The organism is Sphingopyxis sp. (genome assembly GCF_040216815.1).
GTDB lineage: Bacteria > Pseudomonadota > Alphaproteobacteria > Sphingomonadales > Sphingomonadaceae > Sphingopyxis.
In genome coordinates, this window is sequence record NZ_JAVJOJ010000011.1 from 124778 (window position 1) to 149132 (window position 24355).

Genomic DNA, 24355 nt, shown 5'->3' on the forward strand with positions numbered 1-24355 from the left:
TATTGAAAAGGTCCCCCACCCGTGAAACCCATCCATCCCCGCATCGCCCAGCTCCGTGTCTCCCGCGCGCCCAACCGTTCGTCCTTGCTGGCGAGCGCCGCCGGCATTTCGATCATCTTGGCTTCGGCCGCTCACGCCCAGTCGTCGGATCGCTTCGTTTATCTACCCGAAGGTCAGACTCAGCAGGGCGATGTGGCGGTGCCAGCGGCAGATGGCCGGGTGGTGCTCGACGCGAATGCCGGGCGGCTCGATCACGCGGCGGGCGCGGTCAATCTCGGCGCGACGGCGAACAGCCCCGCCTTGCTGACCGGCGATTTGATCATGCGGGACGGCGTTGACGATCTCTGGCTGCGCGCGCAAGGTACGACGACCCAGAGCGTTTTTGAGGGCACGGCCGAACTTTCCGACGGCCGCACCTTCGGTTCGGTCGGTTATGAGGCGTCGGGCAATGATTCTGTTCTGACTCTTACCGCGCCCACGGCAGGCGGCAACAACGAGATGGAGCAAACGCTCAACCTCGGCGGTGACGGAACAATCAATGTCGATGCGACCGTTAACACGACTGCCACACCGGGCCGGTCGGCGATCATTGTCCATGACGTTTCGACGTCGCGCGGACTTGGCGAGGGCGGCGACGGCAAGATCGACCTCATTATCCGGGCGAACCAGGTCGGCCAGGCGAATAACGCCATCGCCCTGATCGACGCGGAAGTGGCAGACAGCGTCCGCGTCACGGGAAATGCCACCATCAGCACGACGAGTGGGACTGCGCTCAATGCGGGTAACGCGGAAACGGTCGTGGAGGCAGGGGCTACTGTGCAGATCCGCGAAACGTCGTTGCCTACCCGCGACGGATCGGCGGCGATTCGGACCAGCGGGTCGGTCGACAATCTCGGTACCATTTCTGGCATCAACACGCGCGCCGCGGGTGCGATCAATGCGAATGCGATCGACGCAACGAGCGCGACGATAACCAATCGGCGAAATGGCGGACAGATCGGCAAGATACAGGCGTCGGGCGATGCGATCGTAGCGCGGGGCGATACTCTGATCGTCAATGACGGCGAAATTTCCAGCCTGTTCGGCGCGGCGGTGCAGGCGCAGGGGACAGATTCGTCAACGGTATTGCGCAATGGCGCGCAAGGACTGATCCGCGTCGGTCAGGCGTTCGAGAGCACGGGAAACAGCGCGACAGCCTATGGCGGTACCAACGGCACCGATGTGATTATCAACGAGGGCCGAATTGTCGGTGACATCGAACTTGGCGGCGGCAACGACATTTATCTTGCGAAAGGCGATGGCTCCGTTACGGGCGCGATCAGCGGCGGTGGCGGTGACCACGACGCCTATGGCCGGTCCTATTCGCAAAGCGCGACGGCGGCGCTGGCGAACGGGACGCTCAACAGCGACGGCCGCTCGGGGTTCGAACTGCATGGGATCGAAGCATCGGGGGCAGATACGGTCGTTACGGTGACAGCCGAGGGCGTGCTGTCGAACGGCATGATGATGATCGGCGACGGAACCGTGGTCAACGATGCCGATATCGCGTCGGGGAACGGATATGGCGCCTATCTGCGCGGCATTGCCAATGTTCCCGGCGGCGGAACCTTCGTCAATCGCGGCGACATAAGTTCTAGCAATTATGCGCTTATGGGCGAAGGTTTTAGCGGGACGATCCGTAACGAAGGCACGCTGGCCGGCAGTCGCGGCGTAAGGCTCGAAAGCGCCCAGAATGATGGCGACGCGCTTGATTTTATCAATTCGGGCCTGATTTCCGCCACCTCGCAGAACAGTTCCGCCTTTTCAGCGGTATTCTCGAACGCCGACCATCGCGCCCGCATCAACAACGGCGCGAATGGTCGCATCGCGCAGGTTACGCCGGCTTCGAACGCCGACAGCTATTTCGGCATGAGCGTGCGGTCGCAAGGCCGCGTCGAACTCGACAATGACGGCGAGATTTCGGCGGTCAGCCGGACTGACGGCGGTGCAAGGATCGAGGCGGCGTCGATCGAGATCGACAACAGTGGTACGATCGAGGGCAGCGGAGCGGGCGGTAGCGGCCTAACCGTGATATCGACAGGAAGCTCGCAAAGCGGCGATCCCGAGACCACTGCAATCGTCCGCAACAGCGGCACGATCCGCGCAAATGGCGGCAGCACTGACATCGATGGCGGGACGGGCCTTGCTTACGGCTTTGGCGCGCAAATCTATGGCGACAATGCGATCGTCGAGTTCGATAACGACGGCGCTATCGAAGCGACCGGTGGAGAATCGGTGGCGGTTCTCGTTCACGCCAACAACCCCGATGGCCCGGCCCGCGCGCTCTTCCGCATGACGAACAGCGGCACAATCCGCGGCAGCGGGATCGATACGGTTTTGGAAGAGAATGAAATCGTCCGCCGCACCAGCATGGACGTACCGGGTGCGATCAGCGACAGCAGCTATGAGCGCACGGTCGCCAGCGCAATCCAGACCTATGGCACCACCGATGACATCGTCAACGAAGGTGAGATCATCGGCAATGTCGATCTGGCCGATGGTGACGACCGGTTCGAGAACCGCGGCACGGTCAATGGCGATGTACGACTGGGCGAGGGCGATGACGCCTATGTCTTTGCGCTCGGCAGGACACTGACCGGAACGGCTTTCGGCGGCGACGGCACCGATACGCTGCTGATCGACGGCAGCGGCAGCGAAAATGGCCGGCTCGACGCTGCCAAATATCGCGAGTTCGAGCGGATCGAGGGGCTGGCCGGCGCCCAGCAGGGCACCGGAATCCTGTCGGTGGTTGGCGAATTTGATGTCGATACCGTTGGCCTCGCCAACATTTCGATTCAGGTTGATGCAGGCGATACGGTCAGCAGCCAAGGCGATGTGACCTTCACCGGCAGCGACGGGTCCGAACGCATCACCAACAATGGCACGATCGCGGGCAGCGTCGATCTGGGCGCGGGCGACGACATCGTCGTCAATTCGGGCACGATCCAGGGCGACGTGCTGCTGGGCGCGGGCAACGACCGCTATGTCGCGCGCGTGGGCAGCGTGATTGAGGGGCTGCTCGACGGCGGCGAGGGTATCGACACTTTCGAATTCCTGCTTGCCGGCGCCACGGGCAATTTGCCGAGCGGGCTGACCGGTTTCGAATCCTATGCCGCACGCGGGCAGGGCACAATCAACGTCACGCTCGATCAGGATATCGACACGATCGAACTCCTCGACGGTGCGAACCTGATCCTCAACGATGGCACGGGCACCATCCAGAATATCGTCGGCGACGACAGCAACAACATCGTCACGGTGACGGGTACGCTGGCGGGCGGCGTCAGTCTTGGCGGAGGCGACGACACGCTGAACCTGACGCTGGCGGGGGTGCTGTCAGGCGCGCTCGACGGCGGCGCGGGCAACGACACGCTCAACCTGACGCTGACGAACGCATCGACGATCAACGGCATGAACGGGTTTGAGGTCGCCAATATTTTTGGCGAGGCGCAGCTGACGCTCGGCAATCTGGGGGCCGGACAGACGGTCAATTTCGACGGGTCGGACAATGAGCTGATCATTGCCTCCGGCGCGGCGTTCGATGGCACGGTCAACGGTGGCGAAGGCCGTGACCTGCTTCGCATCCAGTCGGGCGCCGAAGAAAGCCGTACGGTCATCGCATCGCAGATCCAGAATTTTGAGGATCTGGAGTCCGAGGGGCCGGGCACGCTGGCGCTGCTCGGCGGCGCTTATAACTTCCAGACCGTCGGGATCGATGGCGCGCTCGAACTCGGTGCGGGCAGCAGCCTGACGTCGGCGGAGGGCGTGACCTTCGGGGCCGGCGACAACCGCTTCCTTCTCGCCAGCGGTGCGACCGTTGCCGGCGGAGTGGACGGCGGTGACGGCGATGACCTGCTCCAGCTCAATCAGAGCGAGGGCACGGTTCGCACGCTTTCGTCCGTCGGCGCGACAAATTTCGAGCGGCTCGAAAGCTCGGGCGCGGGCGAACTGCGCATCGATACCGACTCGACCTTCGACTCGGTGTCGATTGACGGCGGGTTGACGACAATCGTTGCGGGCACGACGCTGACCGCGCCGGTCATCGGCGGAGCGGGCAGCGATACGCTCGCGGTGCTGGGCACACTTGTTGGGGATGTCGACCTCGGCGCGGGCGACGATCGCCTGATCCTTGGAAGCTTTGATCCCGGCAACAGCTATTCGGGCGGGACGGGGAGCGATACGATCGAGCTTCGCACGGCATCAACCTATGAGAATCCGTTCGAGTTCAGCGGCGAGGAAGTGTCGGATTTCGAACGGCTCGCGGTTAGCGGCGGCGTGATCTCGCTCACCGGCGATACCAGCTGGGAGGGCGTTTCGATCACCGGCGGCCGGCTCATCGGTCAGGCGGGCACCACGATTACCTCGTCGTCGGCGATCCTTGTCGGCACGGGCGCGACCTTCGGGTCGGCGGGCACGGTCAATGCCGATATCGACGTGCGCGGCACGCTGTCACCGGGCGCTTCGCCGGGCACGATGACGGTGAATGGCGACGTTATCTTCCGCACCGGATCCAACCTGCTCCTCGAATTGACGCCGACGGCCAGCGACCTACTGAACATTTCGGGGGCGATGACGATCGAGCAGGGCGCCGCTGTCGACATCACCGGGGTGCTTCAGGGGACGCCAGGCGAACTGCTCGACCTTGTCGTGGCCGAAGGCGGCATCGAGGGCCGCTTCACGACGATCAACAAGTCCGACACGATCTTCGGCTTCGTCGTCCAGAACGGCAATCGCCTGCAAATTCGCAGCGAGTTCGAGAATGATGCTCATTATCCATCGAACGTGCGGACCAGCATCGACTATTCGAACGAGGTGCTCCGCGGCGGTTATGGCGTGCAGGCCTATACCGACGCGCTGAACGTTCTGACCGATGCCGAGGGGCGGGCGAACCAGAACGCCTTTGCGCAGCTCACCGGCGAAGCCTATGCCTCGGCGCTCCATATCGGCTCCGACGCGGCGCTGACCCTGTCGGCCAGCACGCGCCAGATGGTCGCCGTTGCGCCGAAGCGCGATGGCCTGTTCCTGTTCGGACAGGCAGCGCTTGGCGACGGCAAGCTGAACGGCAGCGTGAGGACGGGCGCGTCGGGGGGTCACAGCAGCACCGACGGTGTCTATGGTGGCGTCGGCTATGGTTTCGGCGAAAACACCCAGGCGGGCCTGTTCATCGGCTCGCTCGACACGCGGCAGAGCCTGGGCGCGCTGGGCGCCGAGACAAAGGCAAACGGTTTTGCTGTCGGGGCCTATGCCAATGCGCGGCTGGGCGGGCTGGGTGTCCATGCGATGCTGGCGCGGGTCGGTGCGGACGCGACCACCAGCCGTTCGCTGATCGCGGCGCCCTCATCCGCAGCGGTAGGCCGTTACGACCTGGACAGCTGGGTCGCCGACCTGACGGTCGATTATGGCATGATGCTGGGAGCCATCCGTTTGGCGCCTCGCGTCGGCCTAACCTATGTCGATACCAAGCGCGATGCGGTGGTTGAAAGCGGTGCGGGCGCCTTTGGCCTGGCGGTCGACGAAAAGCGCATGCGCGGCCTTTACGGCGACGTTGCCTTGCAGCTGTCGTCGACGCTGGATGCGGGTGGCACTGCCTTCACTCCCTATATAGCGATGGGTTATCGCTTCACGCTCGACGGCATGTCGGCGACTGCGACCGGCGGCTTTACCGGCGCGCCGGGCGCGGGGATACGCGTCGACGGCGCGCGGCTCGACCGCAGCGCGGCGAACCTTGCCGTGGGCGCGTCGATCGATCTGGCGCCGTCGGTGCGGGTCAATGTTGGCTATAGCCGGGACCTTGCGAACAGTGATCGCGGCACCTTCTCCGGCGGCCTGTCAGTCCGGTTCTGACCATCAATTTTCCGTCGCCGGGACATCAGGTTCGATGTCCCGGCCCTTGACCCCGGCCGCGTCCAGACGCGGTCGGGGTTTCTTTGGTCCGCCCGCTCGTCGCATCGTTCCGCCGTTCGTCGCGCACGTGCTTATGCCGCGCGGCCGGGCAGGGCAGGCGAGACCCGTCCGGCGTGACTGGTAGGGCTTGATGTACCGCCGTCCGCTGATCCCGATCATCAGAGGAGATAGCAATGAAACCTGTATTCTGGTCAGTTCTGCCCGCACTTGCCCTTGTCGCACCCGCTTCGGCTGCGACCCCCATCGACGAGCAACCGGCGACGGCCGCGGCGCCCGAGCAAGTCGACCCGCCCAAGGCGTGCAAGAAGAAAAAGAAGGCCTTGGGCGGACTGCTGCGCGCTGCGCGCAGTTCGGGTCTAGTCAGCGTTGTCGCGGGCAAGGCGGGCACGGGCGGTGCGCTTGTCAATTCGGCCGCGAACACCGCGATCGACGTCGCCGATGCCACCAATCGCATGGCTCCGCCGGCAGAAAAGCCGAAATGTTGAAGCCATCCAAGGCCCTGTTGACCGTGGGCGGCGTTCTGTTGCTGGCCGGGTGCAGCACGGCCAAGAACGATGACGCGAGCGAGCGATCGACGCTGAGCGCGAGCGGTGAACCGCTGCGCGCAGGCCTGTACCGCGTCGTCCAGACCGGCGACGTCGATCATCAAGACGAACGGTGCATCCGCGCGGCGGACGTAGTGGCGGGGCGTTTTGCCGTGCCGGGCACGATCGAGGACGGCTGGACGGTCGACACCAACCGCATGTCGGGCGGCACGATCGAGGTCGCGGCGCGGCATCCGTCGGGCAGCCGACTTAATATCGAGGGGACGTTCCAGAAGGAATCCTTCGATGTCGAAGGCACGATGGAAATGGAGCTGAATGGCGAAACGCACGTCATTCGTACGCGTCAGGTGGGGGCGTTCGTATCACCGGCCTGCCCCGCCGAGGCGGCCTGACGGAACGGGTATCGCGGCGATGCTGATAAGCCGGTACGGCCTTGTGGCCACCGCCGTTTCGTTTGCGCTGGTGCCGGCGAGTGCGATGGCGCGCGCGTGCGACGACCCGCTCCAGTCAGCGGCAGAAGCAGTGTCGCAGCTGCCCGGCGACGTGCCGTATAAGGTACCGGACGAGCTTCAGGCGCTATATGACGAAGCATCGGAGCTGGCTGAAAGCGACCCCGAGGAATGCCTGGCGGTCGTGCGGCGGATGAATGCGTTGATGGCACGCCACAGCGGAGGCGGCGGCGCGGTGGTCCCCGTCGAGGTCGAGGAACCGGCCGACGCGGGAGACCCCGATGCGATCCTGGCGGATTTGCACCTCGACGACGCGGAACGGCTGCGTCGGCGGATCGAACGCGCGTCGGACGATGAGGGTGAGCAGTTGCAGGCGGTTGGCGACTATCGCGACGCCACGCGGCACTATGCGGGCGCGATGCGCGCATTTGCGGTGTCGCGCCGGAGCGCGTCGGCGGAGCTGGGCGAGATCGAGACCGCCGTCGCGGAGATCGACACGCTGACGAGGGAGTTCGAACAGATCGTCGTCGTGAATGCGCCGGACGATGTGATGCACGCCCGGCTGGAAGATGCGGTGCGCCGCGTGGTCGAGGCGCGGCGCGCGCTCGAACGCGCGTGGCAGCGCTATCATGCCCGTGAGGCCGCAAAAGCCGACGGGTACATCGCGCCATTGGGGTCTCTCGAATTTCAGCCGGCGCCGCTGGTCGATGATTTCATCGCACCGCTGGGCGATGCCGAAACGCGCGCGGCGCAGATCCGGCTACGCAATGCCGAACGCGCGCTGAAACAGGTTCGCAACAGCTGGGACCCGCATGTTCACCGGACCGACTGGACATTTCTCGACATGCGCGAGGGGTACAAGCAGGCGTATAAGGACGAATATGCGGCGTTCGCCGACGAGTTGAAGGCCTTCGACGCGACGCTCGACGCCTATATGCCCGATCGTGTCGCGGACTTCACGCGCCGCCGCGTCGAATTGTCGGAACGGCACGAGCGGCGACTCGACGCGATTTTCGAGCGTTATGCCATTCGCTGAATTTCCGAGGGTTTCATGATGTCCCGTTTCCTGTTCGCCGTTGCCCTGCTGTTCGCCGCTCCAGCCGCCGTGCAGGCGCAGACACCTGTGAAGGGCGCCGTCCAGGGGCAGGTTGCCGATGAGCAGGGGCGGCCGGTCGCCGATGCCGAAGTGACGGCGCGTTATCAGTCGAATCCCGGCGGGGTCAGCATCAGCCGGTCGGCGCGGACCGACCGGCAGGGGCGCTACCGGATTCACCTTCCCCAACCCCCCGGCGTATGGACTGCGCATGCGAAGGCGACGCTGAACATCGACAGTACGCACATGACGGTCGACCTCGTCCCCGACAATAGCGCGCCCTTCGCCGGCAATGCGGGTGCGGTGCGGAACTTCCGACTGCGTTTCGCCGAGCAGACCACCGAGGATGCCTATGGCGTCGGCGGGATGCTCGTCGTCAACTCGGCGATCGGCGATTATACGCCGCTTAATGAAGTGACGGTGACACTGCACCCTGTCGGCGGCGGCTCGCCGATCGAAAAACGGCTGCGCAGCACGGGCGAAGGCTGGGTTGTAACGGGGCTGCGCCCGGTGCCCTATCGCGTCACCGCGAGCCATCGCGGCCGCCCAATGATGGTCAGCATGGCATTGACGCCTCAGCGCGATTATGCTTGGCGAGCATCAGTTACGAGCGGATTCGAACGGACCGGGCCGGGCATTTACCAACTGCGGATCGAAGTCCGCAGTCGATGATGGGCGGCGGTCAACCGAGAGTGATCAGCATGAGATCGCGGTCGCCTGCGATCAGTTCGGGGGTGATAATGTCGCCGTTCGGGGCAATCGCGAACGGGGCTCGCGGAGCCTGACGCAACGCAGCAAGTCGGCGGCTCACCCCGGCCCAAGTTGTCAACCACAATTCGGCCGATGGCCCGGTCCCGCGCACATGGACGATGCCGTCAGCACGCGGCGCCCAATTTTCGATTCCTTCGACGTCGATGTTGGTCGGTAATTTGCGCACAGCGCCCGACGCTGTATCGATTTCGACGATGCCGTTGGCGCCCGTGCGCCGGGCGAACAAGCGGTCGCCCGCGCGCTCGATGATGGCAATGCCCGCAGTATTCCGCACCGGCGCGCTGCGCCCTGATCGAAGATCATGCTTAACGAGGTGCCAGCCTGAGCCGCTGACCGATGTAACGAAAAGCTGATCGTGGTTCGGCGACAAGATCGCGCGCCCTTTTGGCGCGCCATCGCTCGTGATGCGGGTCAGTCCCGAACCGTCGTGTCGCAGGGAAAAGACGTCGGTTTTGCCTCCAATGACAGCGAGAAAGAGAATTTGTTTGCCATCGACAGACCAGCGCGGCGCGAAAACATAGCTGGCTTTCATGTCGGTCAGCCGGACGAGGCGTCCGTCGGGCCGATGCACCCACAATTGATTGGTGCCGCTGCGATCGGACGCAAATACCGTTGCGCCATCGGCACTGACATCCGGATCCCAGTCGACGCCCTCGGGGGCTAGGAGCGGCGTTGACCGCCCACCATCGCGGTCGATTAGCGAGAGCGATGCCTGGATTCTCCCTGTCTCCACCGCGATTTTTCGGCCCTCGCGATCCGCCGACAACCTACCGAGCGGCAACATCCCCAATGTGACGCGGCGCGGCGCTGCTCCGCTCATTGTATCGATCGCCCACAGGCCGAAGTCGCCGCCACGATTGCTGCTGAAGAATAGCGTGCGCTGGTCGTTCGCCCAGGTGAAGCCGACGGCTTTCCATCCACCATCCGCCAACCCTTTCGTCGCTCCGGTCCGCGTGTCGAGCACGTGAATGGAATCACTGCCGAGGGCTGCGGTACGGCGGAATGCGATCCAGCGGCCGTCGGGCGATACGCTTGGAGCTCCGTCGCCGAGCATGTTGGGCGGCGGATTGGTTAGCGGGCGTGCGCGCCCGCTTGTGATATCGATCGCGACGAGGCGTCGCGCGCGCGCCCCGACCGGCCGATTTTCGATAACCAGCGTGCTCGGGTTCAACCATGCAAGGCCCGCATAGGCATCGGAGCATTTGCTGACAAAGCGTTCGGGGCCATTGGGCGGCGCCATGATTATGACGGAACATTCGCCCGATGCATCCTCGCGCAGGAAGGCCAGGCGGGAACCATCGGGACTCCACGCGGGCGCATATTCATCGGCATCCGGTGTTTGGGTGAGGCGCACCGGGGTGGCGTCGCCGACGCTGACGTTGCGCACATAGATGTCGCGCGGTTCCCAGAAACCGGGCCCGGCGGCATACGCCACCGCCAGCCCGTCGGGCGACATGGCGGGGAACATTTCGACGCCGGCTTCCTGCGTCAGGGGACGTATGCCGCTGGCCGACCAGCTTTTGGAACTCCCCGCATAAAGCGCGAGCGCGCCGGCGATGGCGCACACGGCGACGACCGCGACCGAGGCGGTAGCCTTGGTGCGGAAGGAGAGGCGCGGTCGCGCCGGCGGGGGTTCAGGCGTCGCGGTGGAAGTCTGCGGACTTTTCGGTACCAGCAGGCGATAGCCGACGCGCGGGATCGTATCGACCGATACGTCTTCCTCGTCGGCGAGCGCCTTGCGAAGCTGGCTGACGCTGCGGTTAAGCGAATCGTCGCCGACGATCCGGCCTTCCCAGCACAGTTCCAGCAGTTCTTCGCGGCTGACCACGCGGCCCTCCGCGCGGTGGAGCGCGACGAGGACCTGCATCACGCGCGGTTCTAGCGTCACGACGTCGTTGCCGCGGCGTATCTCCAGCGCCGCCGGAGTGACCTCCAGCGCTCGCAACCGGAACGGCGGTTCGATCGCAAGCTCGATCGGACGCACCGGGATGGAAGACATCTCGTTCATCGCCGCCTGGACTGTGTCGAAGGACCAATCGTCAATCGCACCCTGCGTAACGACTTCGGTAGCCGATGAACAGGTGTCGTTGGCGGCCACTATGCGCGGTGGAGCGCGCCGACCGGAGCCGGGCCAGTTCAAGGCGCGGGCTTCGCCGGGAGCGATGCAGTGAAAGGCGAACCCACCGAAAGCGTGGCGTCGAATCCTTTGCGGCCGCTGCCGGCCTCAATACCGCGCGGGCGACTGTCGCTTCTTGCCCGGATTGGCCTGGGGCCACATGCTTCGTCTGCCTCCGGAGTCTCGCGCCAGCATGACCAGATCTCGCCTCCCTCGACGTGGAAGGATATGGCAATCGTGCGTTCTGCGGGCAAAAGCTGCGCCATGGCAGCGAAGGGCGGGCCCAGCGATGTCCATTCGCTCTTGCCCGCGTGGCCGTTGCCGGTCAGCGCCAGCACCGGCGCCGTGGGTCGTCCGCGCTTGGCGGCAAGCAGCAGGTCCGCCATGCCCTTTTCGCGCGTCGCCGATGTTCCCGGCCGTTCGCTGGGGTGGTCGAACGCCACCACTGCCAGATCGCCGTGTGTGGCTTTCATCTTTCGCAGAGCTTCGATCAGGCCGAAGATTGCCTGGCTGGCGCGGCCATCGCGGATCGTCCAGGCGGGGGAGGCCAGCAACGCAGCCTTAGCCGCGTCATCACCGCTAGAGGCGAGATAGGCGTCGAGCACCGGTTGCTCGGCGGGCAAGAATTCCAATCCGACGGTTAAAGGTGTACCCGCCGCGGCGTAAGCGCAAACAAGATCGGCGAAGGCAGCGGGGAGCTCGGCGGTGCCATGCGCTTCGCCCACGATCACAAAATCAGGGCGCGCGTCGCGCAGCGCTTCGACACCCGGCAGCGGCGTGCAGGACGTTGCCGAGGGATCATCCATTGCAGGAACGGCCATTCCCAAGAGCGACACCAGGATTATTTTCATTCCATATCTCCAGCGGAGCGTTCGTGGCGCTTCAATAGTTCATCGTCAGCGACAGGCGGAAAGCGCGGCGGCCGGGGCGGTCGAGCAGTTCGGAGCGTGTGGCAAACCAACAGTCGGCATTGAACAGGTTTGTCACGCGTGCGCGCAGTGCCATCTTGGCCTTGCCGATCTCGAATCCGTACCGCGCGCCGACATCGGCGGTGGTCAGCGACGGCGTACGCAAATCGCCCCGCGAAGAGACGCGCCTGCTCGACGAATGGCTGAGCTGTCCGTCGAACGACAGACCGTCGACGCCGGGAACCGCGTAGGTAAGACCGGTCATCGCCTGCACGTCGGGCAAACCCACCGCTTCTTTCGACCAAACGCCGGTCTCGACGGGATCGCCGCTACGCCGGGCGTGGAGCCAGACGGCACCCGACACGATACGCAGCCGTGGTGTGAGGTTCCCCACCAACGAGAGTTCGGCGCCGCGGTGCCTCAGTCGGCCGAAAAGACCGAAGACATTGTTCGCATTGAAACCCGGCGCGGCCTTACTGATCGCAAAGAGTGAGCCGATCAGCGTCAGCCCGTCGGCAAGTTGTCCACGGAAACCAAGCTCTTGCTGCGTCGAGATCGTGGGCGGCAGAATGTCGTTGCGGTTGGCTGCATTGTCCGGCGCCGCGCCGGATTCCTCAAGCCCACGCGTCGCACTCGCGAAGACGGTCCAATCAGGGGCGAGCGCGAATGCAGCGGACGCATCGTAAAGCCACGGACTTTGCGTCTTGGACTCGCGCGGGCGAGCCGGGGCGGTGATTTCGCGCTGATGCCACGTCTTCTGAACTCCGGCCTTCAATCGGAGTCGTCCGGTCGTCATTTCATAGCCGAAGGCGCCGCTATATTGGTCGATCGCATCAAGCGTCGTCGACAACGGAGGCAGATCGGGTTCGGGTGATGCCGCGATGCCATGGCCTAGATCGAAGACGCCGAGGTCGACGGAAACGCCCGGGGCAAAGCGGTTGCGTGTCTGCCGGCCGCGCAGTTCCGCGTACAGGCGATGATCCTCAGCCGGACGCCAGCTTCCGCCAAATGACGCCGACCAGGTCTGATTGTCGCGCGGGCGGTTCGAGAAGGCCACGGCGCGGCCGGAGCCATTCTCGTCGACGATCAATTGCGTGAAGTCCGCGTGGTCGAGATCGAGACGCGAATAGATGAGCGATCCCGAAACAGCGAACGTCTTGGAAAGTTGTGACGAGCCTAGGATGCCGAGGTTGAGGTCGGCACCGTCATGATCGCTCCAGCTTGTGACGTAACGGCGGGGGTGCTTCATTTTGGGGGGCAGCGCATTGCCCGCCGCGCTGACACCATAAATCCCATCAAGGTCGAATATATTGAGCGAGGCAAAGCCGGTCAGGCTGGCGCCTTCGGCCGGGCGCCACTCGGCCACTGTTCCGAAACGATAATATCTGGGCGACAAGCCTGACGAGCTTTTACCGAGCAGCGCCTGCGCGCCGACCAGCCCAGCGACGCGGCTGTCGGCGCTTGTTTGGGCCAAACGAAGATCGTAGGATTGCCCGCCAAATTCGCGAAGCATGGCTTCTGCTTGCACCGATGGCGCGTCGAAGGGCGAACGCAGCCTATATTCCACAACTCCTGAAGGCGCGGCAAAATCGGCGTCGAGAGCGTTATAGCCAACCCGCGTAATCACGCCGGACAGGACCGTGTCGATCAGACCTCCCGACTTCACGAAATAGGCATCATTGATCCGATAATTGCCGGCGTCCTGCAGGTTGAATCCGCGCACCTGGGTTTCATTATAGAGCCCGATCTGCTCGGTGCCGATACGGATGCCAAATGCGTCGGAGGCGCGTTCGACTGCACGCTCGTCGCCTTCATCCGCTGGTTGCGCATGAACGGGAAATCCGGCGATAGCGGCGACAGCCATCAGCGCGCGGCCAAGCGGTCGCGGGGACAGGGTAAACATCATTGCCTCTGGTCTAATGTGCGAAACTGCCGCTGTCGTATCGGATTAAGGAAAAGGGGAGGATGATGGCCGGCTGATGATATCCCGATATTTTGGCGATCTTACCGACTTTGCCGCAGGCTGCGAAATGATCAGTGGTGAGACAATTACGAGTTCGCGGCGCGTATTCGGCAAGGCTTCGCGCTTGGGGAATGCATCTGCAAATGCTGGACACCGAGCCAGATTGCTCCAGGCCTATCCGATCCTGCGGCATCGGGGAGTTCAAAAATCCGGCCGGTTCCGGCGGGAGCGCGCACTGTCCGCTTCGCCGCGATTTCGCGCAGGAACTGGTGGGGTCCGATACTGCGCATCGTGACTCGCCTTGAAATCCACCGCGCGGACTGAGAGTGAATAGACCATCCCTCGTGTATGGCCGATGTCGGCTCGAACGGCGTAGGCGCAATTTCCCTGTCGCGCGCGCAGAAAGGGCTGCGGATCGACGGGAGCCGTATTGGAATTGCGGCGAAGCGTGAGGCCGGTCTCGACCGAGGCCCCGCCCATCGCCAGACAGTCTACGAAATCCCCAGTTGGTTGAAAAGAACTCGATGCCCTAAAGATTCTCGATGCTGACGCGGTAGCGGCAAATCCGCCCCGCCTGGCAATGGTCGGTGAAGCTGCCGAGGCCGCGCTGCGCCGCTATCCGCTCGATGTCGGCGGCTGTCCCGCCGAGGGGGCGCCAAAGACGGCGAGAGACGGCCCCTCGCTCTTTTACGCCGATATCGGCAGGGCCAGTGCCGGAAAACCAAGAAGGGCGCCGCGCGCGGCGTAGGACAAAAAAACCATGGCCGTTTGCCCTTTACCTACCGCGCCCGTGCCGAGGCGCGCACCTCGCCGGCCGGGCACCACCGCATCGTTTCGACGCCCGTGTTGGGATCGCCAACGCTGATCCTGTCCGCGGCCTTCACCTGCAGGACTTCACCCGTTACGGCATCGAGGACCCAGTCTGCGCCGCGCCGCCGTGCTTTTGCGGTCGGCTCCATGCGGTTCGGCGCGAAGGGCGACAGGGCGATCCATCCCGCGCGGCGCCCGTCGCAGAAAAAGATCATCTCGATCGTCGTGCCGCACGCGGCCCCAACCGGCACATAATGGCCTGGGCGGATATTGAATGGCGTAACAGGGGCCGGAATCGAAGTCGACGCGCCAGCGCTGCCGGCAGCGGCTGCTCTGCTTGTCAATTGCGGCCGCTCGGCGCGGATCGCCGCCTGCATTTGCGGCGAGAGCTGCGCGAAGGTGCATTTCTGATAGCTTTCTTCGTCGTATGAAATGATCGTGTTGCCGCCAATGCTGCGCCTCACAAATCGGCCAGGTCCTACCGGTTTCACTGCGAGGCTAGGAAAATCGCCGCCGTCTTGTTCGGCGGACCAAGCCAGGGTGAACCCGCGACTGGCAGCCGCATAATCGGCATCGGGTTTTCTGCGGGGCGGGCCGACGCGCGCAATCCGTTCAACCTCCGAGCTCGGGCCGTCATTGCCCTCCCATTCCTCGTTGGTTTTCACCTCGCCGATATTTGTCCCGTCATAGAAAAGCATTTCGGTGGCGCGGGCACAGCCTTGGTTCGCCTGGGCATAAATGCCCGGTTCGATCGGCAATGTCGCCGCCGCGGGCGCGACCGGCGTTGTAGCCTGGGGCTGCGCGGACGCGCCGACGTTCGTGGCATTCCCCCGCGCGGCGTTGGACGCTGCGGTGGATTCCGATTCGCAGGCCGCCAAGGCGAAGAACGCGAGTCCGAAGACGGCGCCCCGCGCGGTGTAGAAGGGATCAATAGGCATAGCAGAACTTCATTCTCTGGTCAGTCGCCGCCCGGCGAGGCCGCTCCAATGTCCCTGCTGGCTGTCATCGCTCGAATTCTCCGCGGAGGGAGCGGGGGATCTGCGATGTCGGACAATGCGTATAGCGGGCTCCGAACTCGCCCAGCTCGGTGAAGCTGGTTCGGCTATTGACCACGATGTCCCGGTGGGCCGGTTCATCGCCGATCTCGGTATGCTCCCGTCCATGCATCCGCCAGCGGTTGCCGCCAAGGGCGGAGTATCGCAGCACTTCGAAACGTCCCGACCATCCTTGCTTCTCGGTGAAATGGCTCAGGCCGGTCTGGTCGATCGGAATCTCGAGAGCGTCCGCGATCACCGCAGAACAGGTGCCGCCCGCCGCCCAATAGCCTGGCTCGATCGGTGGAAAGCTTCCGCCGCCGCCCTGCGTGGCGGGCCGCTGCGCACTGACGGCGCAGCCCTCCCGATCGACGAGTTGGCCGCTCTCGTTACGCCGCTCTACGGCGTCGATGGCGGTTCCCGTCCAGCCCCATGTGACCGTGGTTACGGGGCCGCAGCGGCCATTGAAGCCGCCCGGCAGGTTGAGCACGTCGCGGTCGCCGCGACGGGCGATCATGGCGGGACCGATCCAGCCCATGAAGCCGTCGAAGACCCTGTAGCCGGCGGTTGTGGAAACGATGAAGTCGTTGGGCGGCCCCGCGTTGCCATATGGCGGCCCCTGCGTGGCGCAGCCGCGACTTTCCTTGACGACAAGAAAGTCCGGCTGTCCATCGCCGTTAAAGTCGGCGGTGATGAAGCCGCCCTTATCTTTAGAATCTTCCGCATTTGTCACGGGTGCGAAAGCAACTGGGGTAAAGTGGGCGTCCTCGAGTGCGCATTGGCTACGGGCATAGTTTTCCCATGCGGCCAGTGCGGCGGGCGCCAATGCCTTGGCCGGTGGCTGCGCTCGGGTCGTGCCAGCCGCCGCGCCCTTGGCCGCCGGACCGGCGGTGGCATTGGCGTCGGATTCTGAATCGCAGGCGGTTACCGGCAGCGCGATAGACAGCATGAGTGCGATGCGGCGAAGGCGTGTGTAAGATTTATGATGCACGATAATCACCTTGGCTGGTTGGGGGGAACGTCAGGCGGTTTTACAAGTCGTCGCCGCACTCGGTGCGAAGTTGTTCGCGCAGCGGTTGATAGATGTCGCGAAACGCACGGTTAGCCGACTCCATTTGGTGCCGGTCTGCGGGGTCAATCCCTGCTGCGCGCAGCATTGCTCCGTTGACCTCATCGCGGTCGTCGGGCGCCGGCTTGAGCGGCCAGCGCAATGCGACAAAGGCAGGCTTGAGACGATCGGGGAACGACGCATCGAGGCGTTCGGCGATGCAACCGCAATCTCGACCCGGCTTGGCGTCCTCTTCGCAAACGGCCGCGATCTGCCGGGCAAAGTCGGACTGGCCCCCACAGGCTGCCAGCGGCAGGGCCAGGGCCGCGAGTGGGCCGAGTGGCATCAGTTTCCGCATATGCCGGTTGTTCATATCTGTACCTCCTGATCTTCGCTCTGTCCCTTGCGGGCTGCATAGGCCGTTTTGGCCGCTTCAATTTCCCGGTCCCGGCACGCGCGCACCGCTTCGATCAGCCGCCGGTATTCGCCTCGCTTTTTGCTGTAGAAATAGATCGCGGTTCCCAGGAGAATGAGGAGAAGATAAATGGGGACATTCACGTAGATCGCGGCCAGCACGATGCTTGCACTCGCAAGAAGAAGGAGTCCTATGCTGGGTGGCTTGGCCAATGGGTGCTTCAGCGACGCTTCGGGCGCATAGCCGGTCTTGGTGGAATGATTATAATAGGCAAGGTTGTATCCCCAACCCTCCCCCTTCGGGCCGACGCGGATGACCGACACGACATGGCCATCGCGCACCGGGAATTTCCCGCCCTTCAGTTTGAACTCTTCTTCCTCGTCGTTGCCGAAAGCGAGGAAGAAACGGGTCACTTCGGTTACGTTTGACGATGTTGTCGTGCTGGTGGTGGGGCTGGAGATAAATCCGCTGCCTTGATGTAGGTATCCTCCACCGCCGCTGGTCGTCGTCGTCGAAGAGATGTGCGTTTCGCTCCATGTGCTGGCGCCCTCGACTTTTCCGGTGCGGAAAAAACCGCCGACATCGTCAACCGCTATGATCGGCCGCTCGACAAATCCACTCATCCGCGCGCTCCTTCCTGTTGGAACGGGTTAAAATCCCCCGCATCCAAAGTCTTGATGGCGTTCTCAAGAATTTCTAAAGCCGTTGCACAGGGGGAACGACATGAATGGCGGCACTTCATCTTCGCGGCGTCGCAGGCGGCTCTGGAATTTTGCGGGAGCCGAGTTTGATGAGGCGAGCTGGGCGTTGCGCGTCGATGGTCATGTGGTGGCGCTCGAAGGCAAACCGCTTGAAGTGCTGCACGAGCTGCTGTTGCGCGCGGGTGAGGTTGTTACCAAAGACGAAATCCTCGATGCGGTGTGGCCCGGCCTCACCGTGGTCGAAGGCTCCCTCCCGACCGCCATCTCCAAGCTGCGCAAGGCGCTGGGCGAACGGCAGGACAATATCATCGAGACCGTGCCGCGCGTCGGCTATCGGCTGACCTGCGCGGTCAAGATCGCCAGCGTCGAATTTCCGCTCGCGCCGCGCTTTACCTTCGCGGTGGGCGACATCGTGCCGGGTCGCAAGCAATGGCGGCTGGCTCAACCGCTCGGCGATACCGGCGCAGACGATGTCTGGCTGGCCAGCCATGACAAGACGGGCGAGCGCCGCGTTTTCAAATTCGCTGACGCGCCCGACCGCCTGCGCGCGCTCAAACGCGAGGCGGCGCTGTCGCGCGTGGTGTTCGCGGGGCTTGGAGCCTTCGCGCCGCTGCCAGCGCTGCTGGAATGGAATTTCGACGCCTCGCCCTATTTTCTCGAATATGCCTTTGGCGGGCGCGATCTGATCGGTTGGGCGGACGATGCGGGCGGGTTGTTCTCCATTCCACTGGAGACGCGTCTGGCCGTCGCGGCAGGTATTTGCCGTGCCGTCGCCGATGTTCACGGCCTTGGCGTGCTGCACAAAGACTTAAAACCCGCCAATATCCTCATCGCCGAAGCCGAACAGGGGCTTGTCGTCCGGCTGGCGGATTTCGGCAGCGGACGCCTGCTCGATGAGGCGGTGCTGGACAGCTTCCACATCACCGATCCGGGCTCGCTCGATGCTGATCTGGGCAAGGACGAACCGCGTTCGGGCACGTTGGCGTATCGCGCGCCCGAGTTGACCGGCGATGCCATGCCGACGGTCAAAAGCGACATCTATGCGCTCGGCCTCATCCTCTATCAGCTAGCCGTGGGCGACTTCACGGCGACGCTCGGACCAGGCTGGGAGCATCGTATTGCCGATCCGCTGCTGCGCGACGACATCCGTACTGCCGCAGAGGTTGCGCCAGAGCGCAGACTGGACAGCGCCGCCGAACTGGCGCACCGACTGCAGCATCTCGATGGCCGCCGGCAAGCTGCGGCGCGCGACGCCGAGCGCGCTGCATTTGTCGCCGAACAGCAGCAGTTGGACGAGCGCCGGCGTATGCGCCGTCCCTGGATACGCGCGGCTGCCGCCAGCCTTGTGCTCGGCCTTATCGCCAGCTCGGCCTTTGCGGTTTATGCGTGGACGCAGCGCAATGAGGCCATCGCTGCGCGCGAGTTGGCCGACACCGGCTACAGCTTCATTGCGGAAGATGTGCTGGCCAGTCCCGACCCCGCGCGCTCCGTCGCTGATGAAACCGTGATCGACGCCATCAAGCGAGCCAGCCGCAACATCGATCAGCGGTTTGCCGGCTCTCCACAAGTCGCGGCGCGGCTGCATCTGGCGGTTGCGCGCGCCTTTCACGGGCGGTCCGATTTTGACACCGCCCGCGCCGAATATGTCCGTGCCGGGCAATTGTTCGCACAGGCGAATGCGACGGGCAGCGATGATGCCATCATCGGGCGGATGGGGCGCATCCATATGGAAGCAACCTCAGGCCAGCCCGAACGTCTCGAAGAAGCCGGGCGCCTTCTGGAAGCGGAACGTCTGCGCCTCGGTGATCGCGGCGATAGGGGGCGGGTGGGTTTTGCGCTGGCACAGGCCGAGGGCGCTTATGGCTATATGGCCGACATCGAACAGGCCGAGCGCGCCTTTCGGCGCGCGGTCGCAATCGGCGAGGCCGATGGGTCGGGCGTGCCGCTCACCCAGCTTCTCAAGGCGAAATCGTCGCTGGTCCTTGTCCTGATGCGCCTTGGCCGCGCGCAGGACGCCGAACCTATCGCGCGCGCCATCGTGACGGAATCCCGGCGCCTGCGCGGTGCCGATCATGCCGACACGCTGGTCACGCGCCAGCACTGGGTCAACAGCCTGTCCATGTCGGGCAGGGATGAGGAAGCGCTCCGGGCGAGTGAGTCGCTACTCGCGGCGATGCGCGCGCGGTTCGGCGACAATCACCGCTTTACGCTGGGCCTGCATTCAACGCGGTTCGAGAGTTTTGCCGCGCTTGGCCGCTACGATGACGCCGCGCGTGAAGCCGAGCGGGTCTGGCGCGGCGCGGCGGCGCTGGCAGGTTCGCAATCCCATCAGGCGCTCGTCGGACAAAATGATTATGCTGTTGCACTGTGCCAGACGGCTCAGCGCGGTCGTGGTCTCACCGTTGCGCAAGATGCCCTGTCGTCGGTGCGTCAAGCCTTTGGCGCGGATTATCCGCTGACGCACGTGATCCGTTTCTACACGGCGGAATGTCTGATGGCCAACCGGCGCCATGCCGAGGCAGCCGCGCTACTCGATGGTCTCGACCGGCAAAAGGCTGCTGATCTGACGGGACGACCGGAGTTCGGTGCGGGGGTTGACCTTGCCTTGGCGGAAATCGCGCTGGCACGCGGCGATCGCGCCGCAGCGGCGCGTGCATTCACTGCCGCGAACACGAAACTGCGCGTCACCAAGGATACGACCACCCGCAACCGGCTAGCAGCGCTGCGCCGTTCGCTGGGAAATTGAGAGACACGCACCGCCGGTTATCGGCCGCCCGTAACCTTAAACGACGATCACCCAGTTCTCATCTTCGTCATCGTGGGCGCACCACTTCGGAACAAAGCTGGGCACTGCGCCCGGCTTTGTTTCGGCGGCCCCCGCGACCAGCGCTTGGAGCAGATTGCTCTTTGAGCCGAGAATCCGGACCTCTCCCACATCGACTTCGACCCGCTGCGCCAGCGCGCGAAGATGGTCGCGGCGATAGCCGCCTTTCTCATCTCGCATCCGCTTACGCGCAGCGGTGGCAAACTTCGCCAGCATGTCGGGCGCGATCGCCTTCCGGCCCTCAGCGCTGAGCAAGGCGGTCACCGAATCAAGCATAGCGTCAGATAAATCCGAAGCGTCGACGCTGGTCGGGCGCGAGATTGTCGCGTCGCGCGAACTGCTCGACAGGGCGGCCGCCACGATCATCGGCCGCGTGCTCGCGTGACCTCCTTCGGGAAATATGGGTTTCGCAGCCGCACTCTGCCCGTGCCGACGATAAGGCATCGGGTCCAGTCTTCCGCTGCTGCGTCAGCCAAATTGGTATGACAATAATGACGACATAATTGTCAAAATTGATTGACAGGAATTGGCATACCACTATGTCTGACAAAAAATAGCCAACGAGGGAGAGGTAAATGTCGATGTCTGTCGGCGGCACCGTTTCGGCCGCGTCCAATTTTCGCTCACTTGCAAGATTTCTTGTCGGGACGGCATTGGGTGCGATGCTGGCGTCGGGGACCGCTTTCGCGCAGGGGCAGCCCGCCGAAGCGAGCGATGACGATGCGATCGTCGTTACCGGAATCCGCAGTTCGTTGCAGAGCGCCCTTTCGGAAAAGCGCAATGCCGACAGTCTGATCGAGGTCATTCAGGCCGAGGATATCGGCAAGCTGCCCGACCAGAACCTTGCCGAGGTTCTTGAGAATATCACCGGCGTTCAGATCACACGCGAGGCAGGCGTCGGCACCGGCGTTCAGATCCGCGGTACCAATGACAACCGCGTCGAGATTAACGGCGTATCGACCGTCGGGTCGGGTTCGGGCCGCGGCGGCATCAGCTTCGAGGACGTCAGCGCCTCGATCATCGCCTCGGTCGAAGTGACCAAGGCCCCCGAAGCCAAAACGATCGAAGGGTCGGTCGGCGGCACGATCAACCTGCGTACGATTCGCCCGCTCGACTTGCGCGAACCGCTCATCGCCGCACGGGCGCAGGGCGAATATAGCGAGCTATCGAAAAGCGTGACGCCGCGTGTCTCGGCGACATTCGGCAATAATTGGTCGACCGGCATCGGCGAGATCGGAATCGTGCTCAGCGGCAGCTATGCCCAGCAGGAGGCCACGTCATTCCGTCCACGCGTCGACCTCGACGGCGGGCTTGTCGAAAATGTCAACGCGGCGGTGATCCGCAACGGGGTTCTCGAAAACCAGCCGACCCAGCGCCCGGCGGCGCAACCCTTCGATTTCGTCGGCATCCAGTTCCTCAATCAGGAACTCGAGAATTTCGAATATGATACCAAGAATTTCGCCGGCACGATCGAATGGGCGCCGAGCGACAATCTGAAATTCTATTTCGACACCGTCTATAACGATCAGGAGCGGCGGCAGGACAGCTCGCGCGTCCAGGGTTCGGGCGTCAACGTGATCCTGAACCACAGCGTTCCGACCTCGTTCCGCACGGTCGATTTCGGATCGCTCGACGGCGTCAAGCTTGGCAGCATTCAGGTTGCGGAAACGGGCGTTCTCGAACCCAATCTCGCGGTCGACCGCGACGACCCGAACCTGCGCTTTTCGAGCGACGTCGGGGCTCGTCTGACCAAGAGCGAGATTTACCGGCTGGGTACGGAGTTCAGCGCGGGCCGCCTGACCGGGCGCGTAGAGGCGTCGCGGTCTATTTCGAACACGTCCAATCCGGATCTCAGTACGACGCTGAACTTCATCAATCCGAACGCACCCGTTTTCACCGGAAACGATAATGCGGTCCCTTTCCGCTATGATCTGTCGGGCGGATCGTTGCGGTTCGGCATCAACTTCGATTCACCGCTCGCGCCGACCGTCGCGCAATTGCTCGACCCCGCGAATGTCGTGCTGCAACAGGTCGTCATTGGCAACGACAGCACGCGCAACAAGGAAGACGCCTTTCGTGTCGACCTGTCGCTCGATGTCGAGGATCTGACGCCCTTTTTCACCTCCTTCGATATCGGGCATCGCTACAACAAGACGACCAGTACGTTCAATGACGTCGGCACGACGCTGACGCTCAGCGCGCTCAACGACAGCCCGCGCGGAAGCCTGTTCGCCGACCTGCTGGTGCCGGGCCCGAATAATTTCGGCGACGGCGACGGGCGCGACCTGTTCTTCAAGGATTTCTTGCTTGTCGATCCCGACCGCGCGTTCAGCGACCGCGAGGGCACGATCGACATCTTGCGTCAAGCGTTGCTCGCGGCGCCCGGTCGGCGCGTGCTCAACGATGCCTCGGCCAATTCGGCGGGCTTCTTTACCATCAACGAAACGACGCACGCCGTATACGGTCAGGCCAATTTCGCGGCGGGGCCGATCCGCGGCAATTTCGGCCTCCGCTGGCTCGACACGCGGCTCGATTCGATCGGCAACTCGGTTACCGGCAACACGGTGACACAGGTTGTGACCCGCGGCGGTTACAGCAAATTGCTGCCGCGCGTGAACGTCGTCGCCGACCTCGCCGATGACATTCTGCTGCGCGCCAGTTGGGGCAGGGACATCAACCGCCCCGACTTCGACCTTTTATCCACGTCGGTCTCGTTCGTGACGAGCGAAAACGCCGCGGCGTCGATCGGCAATCCGAACCTGCGCCCCGAAACCGTGACCTCCTATGACGCATCGGTCGACTGGTATTTTGCGCCGGCTTCGGTGCTGAGCATCGGGGTGTTCCACAAGAAGCGCACCGACCTGTTCGTCACGCAGCTCGAGGATGCGCCGCTCGACGCCAACGGTTTTCGCGACATCACCGCGCCGTGCGAAGGCGGCGGCATCTATAACCCCATCGCCTTCCGCAACCAGCTGTCGCCGATTGGCGGGTCGGGCATGTGCGTACCGATCCTGACAACGATCAACGACACCGGCAACACCACGCAGACCGGGATCGAGGTCGCGGTGCAATATGACCTGTCGCAATTCGAAGATGTGCTCGGCTTTGCCTCGGGCTTCGGTATCGTTGCCAACTATACATATCAGGAGTTCGGCGGCGGCGACGCGGTCAATGAATCGGCCGTGCGCGGGACCGATATCTTCAACGCCATCAACGGCATTTATAACGACGCCAATTTCGAGCCGGTGGTCGCCAAGCAGGGGCTGCTCGATTTTTCGAAGCATGCCTATAACGTGACGCTCTATTACGAGAAATACGGGCTTTCGGCACGCGCGCGCTATACGTGGCGGAGCGCGTTCCGCACGCTCGATACGGTGGGCGGCGCGACGCTGGCGAGCACCTTTGGCTTCCCCGTCGTCACCTCGGCGCGCGGGCAGCTCAACGCCAGCATCAATTATGACGTGACCGATTTCCTCAACATCGGGGTCGAGGGCGTCAATCTGACCAAGTCGAAAATCTCGCAATATTGCGTGAATGACGGCGCGCTGCTGTGCGGCGAGGGGCTTCCCGACCGCCGCATCACCTTCGGCGCATCGCTGCGCTTCTAGCGCCGTCGGCGCGGGCCATCCGGCAGCCGGTCACCGTCCAGATCGTGCTGCCGGAACCGCCAAGCCTCGTCCCGTGCGGATAGTCCGATAGGTCATTTTGACAGTAAGATTTGATTGTAATTGTCCT

Annotated in this window: 15 protein-coding genes; 7 read left to right on the forward strand and 8 right to left on the reverse strand. The window is 63.6% G+C overall.

Annotation, left to right across the window (positions count from 1 at the left end):
* Nucleotides 1-21 precede the first annotated feature (21 nt).
* The 5 genes from RIA72_RS15645 (at nt 22) to RIA72_RS15665 (ending at nt 8702) form a co-directional block, all read left to right on the forward strand.
* On the forward strand, nt 22-5883 hold the full coding sequence (locus tag RIA72_RS15645; RefSeq protein ID WP_350032994.1) for an autotransporter domain-containing protein: 5862 nt from the start codon (nt 22-24) through the stop codon (nt 5881-5883).
* Between the two features lie 233 nt (nt 5884-6116).
* A complete protein-coding gene (locus RIA72_RS15650) occupies nt 6117-6428 on the forward strand; it encodes a hypothetical protein (protein WP_350032995.1) in 312 nt (103 codons plus the stop codon).
* The gene (locus tag RIA72_RS15655; protein ID WP_350032996.1) at nt 6422-6880 is read left to right on the forward strand and encodes a DUF3617 domain-containing protein; all 459 of its coding nucleotides are present in this window, start codon (nt 6422-6424) and stop codon (nt 6878-6880) included. Before RIA72_RS15650 ends, RIA72_RS15655 begins: the two co-directional genes overlap by 7 nt.
* A 19-nt stretch (nt 6881-6899) precedes the next feature.
* Complete coding sequence (locus RIA72_RS15660) at nt 6900-7973, forward strand: hypothetical protein (RefSeq protein WP_350032997.1); 1074 nt, start codon at nt 6900-6902, stop codon at nt 7971-7973.
* A gap of 18 nt (nt 7974-7991) precedes the next feature.
* Nucleotides 7992-8702 (forward strand): carboxypeptidase-like regulatory domain-containing protein, encoded by a 711-nt coding sequence (locus RIA72_RS15665; RefSeq protein ID WP_350032998.1) that lies wholly within the window; start codon nt 7992-7994, stop codon nt 8700-8702.
* Nucleotides 8703-8712: 10 nt separating this feature from the next.
* Here the strand turns inward: RIA72_RS15665 and RIA72_RS15670 are convergent, their stop codons facing one another.
* The 7 genes from RIA72_RS15670 to RIA72_RS15700 all read right to left on the reverse strand — a co-directional run bounded on the left by RIA72_RS15670 (nt 8713) and on the right by RIA72_RS15700 (nt 17718).
* On the reverse strand, nt 8713-10809 hold the full coding sequence (locus RIA72_RS15670) for a winged helix-turn-helix domain-containing protein (protein ID WP_350032999.1): 2097 nt from the start codon (nt 10807-10809) through the stop codon (nt 8713-8715).
* Between the two features lie 128 nt (nt 10810-10937).
* Complete coding sequence (locus RIA72_RS15675; RefSeq protein WP_350033000.1) at nt 10938-11768, reverse strand: TraB/GumN family protein; 831 nt, start codon at nt 11766-11768, stop codon at nt 10938-10940.
* A gap of 31 nt (nt 11769-11799) precedes the next feature.
* Nucleotides 11800-13689 (reverse strand): TonB-dependent receptor domain-containing protein, encoded by a 1890-nt coding sequence (locus RIA72_RS15680; protein ID WP_350033001.1) that lies wholly within the window; start codon nt 13687-13689, stop codon nt 11800-11802.
* A gap of 878 nt (nt 13690-14567) precedes the next feature.
* Entirely contained in the window at nt 14568-15062 is a 495-nt protein-coding gene (locus RIA72_RS15685; RefSeq protein WP_350033002.1) for a hypothetical protein, read from the reverse strand.
* 538 nt (nt 15063-15600) lie between these two features.
* Nucleotides 15601-16632 (reverse strand): hypothetical protein, encoded by a 1032-nt coding sequence (locus RIA72_RS15690; protein WP_350033003.1) that lies wholly within the window; start codon nt 16630-16632, stop codon nt 15601-15603.
* A 31-nt stretch (nt 16633-16663) separates the two neighbouring features.
* On the reverse strand, nt 16664-17053 hold the full coding sequence (locus tag RIA72_RS15695; protein ID WP_350033004.1) for a hypothetical protein: 390 nt from the start codon (nt 17051-17053) through the stop codon (nt 16664-16666).
* The gene (locus RIA72_RS15700) at nt 17050-17718 is read right to left on the reverse strand and encodes a hypothetical protein (protein ID WP_350033005.1); all 669 of its coding nucleotides are present in this window, start codon (nt 17716-17718) and stop codon (nt 17050-17052) included. The genes RIA72_RS15695 and RIA72_RS15700 overlap by 4 nt, the downstream gene beginning before the upstream one ends.
* Nucleotides 17719-17818: 100 nt before the next feature.
* Between RIA72_RS15700 and RIA72_RS15705 the strand changes: the two genes are divergently transcribed.
* Nucleotides 17819-20542 carry a protein kinase domain-containing protein gene (locus tag RIA72_RS15705; protein ID WP_350033006.1) on the forward strand — a complete coding sequence of 908 codons (2724 nt, stop codon included), beginning with the start codon at nt 17819-17821 and terminating at the stop codon, nt 20540-20542.
* Nucleotides 20543-20578: 36 nt separating this feature from the next.
* Here the strand turns inward: RIA72_RS15705 and RIA72_RS15710 are convergent, their stop codons facing one another.
* Entirely contained in the window at nt 20579-20986 is a 408-nt protein-coding gene (locus tag RIA72_RS15710; RefSeq protein WP_350033007.1) for a hypothetical protein, read from the reverse strand.
* A gap of 209 nt (nt 20987-21195) precedes the next feature.
* Here RIA72_RS15710 and RIA72_RS15715 point away from each other — a divergent pair, with 209 nt between their 5' ends.
* A complete protein-coding gene (locus RIA72_RS15715; RefSeq protein ID WP_350033008.1) occupies nt 21196-24228 on the forward strand; it encodes a TonB-dependent receptor in 3033 nt (1010 codons plus the stop codon).
* The last annotated feature ends 127 nt before the right edge of the window (nt 24229-24355 follow it).

What these genes read in the sequence shown, in the direction of transcription:
- RIA72_RS15650 (WP_350032995.1), top strand. Translation starts at nt 6,117, where the DNA reads ATGAAACCTGTATTCTGGTCAGTTCTGCCCGCACTTGCCCTTGTCGCA.
- RIA72_RS15655 (WP_350032996.1), top strand. Translation starts at nt 6,422, where the DNA reads ATGTTGAAGCCATCCAAGGCCCTGTTGACCGTGGGCGGCGTTCTGTTG.
- RIA72_RS15660 (WP_350032997.1), top strand. Translation starts at nt 6,900, where the DNA reads ATGCTGATAAGCCGGTACGGCCTTGTGGCCACCGCCGTTTCGTTTGCG.
- RIA72_RS15665 (WP_350032998.1), top strand. Translation starts at nt 7,992, where the DNA reads ATGTCCCGTTTCCTGTTCGCCGTTGCCCTGCTGTTCGCCGCTCCAGCC.
- RIA72_RS15670 (WP_350032999.1), bottom strand. Translation starts at nt 10,809, where the DNA reads ATGAACGAGATGTCTTCCATCCCGGTGCGTCCGATCGAGCTTGCGATC.
- RIA72_RS15675 (WP_350033000.1), bottom strand. Translation starts at nt 11,768, where the DNA reads ATGAAAATAATCCTGGTGTCGCTCTTGGGAATGGCCGTTCCTGCAATG.
- RIA72_RS15680 (WP_350033001.1), bottom strand. Translation starts at nt 13,689, where the DNA reads ATGGCTGTCGCCGCTATCGCCGGATTTCCCGTTCATGCGCAACCAGCG.
- RIA72_RS15695 (WP_350033004.1), bottom strand. Translation starts at nt 17,053, where the DNA reads ATGAACAACCGGCATATGCGGAAACTGATGCCACTCGGCCCACTCGCG.
- RIA72_RS15700 (WP_350033005.1), bottom strand. Translation starts at nt 17,718, where the DNA reads ATGAGTGGATTTGTCGAGCGGCCGATCATAGCGGTTGACGATGTCGGC.
- RIA72_RS15705 (WP_350033006.1), top strand. Translation starts at nt 17,819, where the DNA reads ATGAATGGCGGCACTTCATCTTCGCGGCGTCGCAGGCGGCTCTGGAAT.
- RIA72_RS15710 (WP_350033007.1), bottom strand. Translation starts at nt 20,986, where the DNA reads ATGATCGTGGCGGCCGCCCTGTCGAGCAGTTCGCGCGACGCGACAATC.
- RIA72_RS15715 (WP_350033008.1), top strand. Translation starts at nt 21,196, where the DNA reads ATGTCGATGTCTGTCGGCGGCACCGTTTCGGCCGCGTCCAATTTTCGC.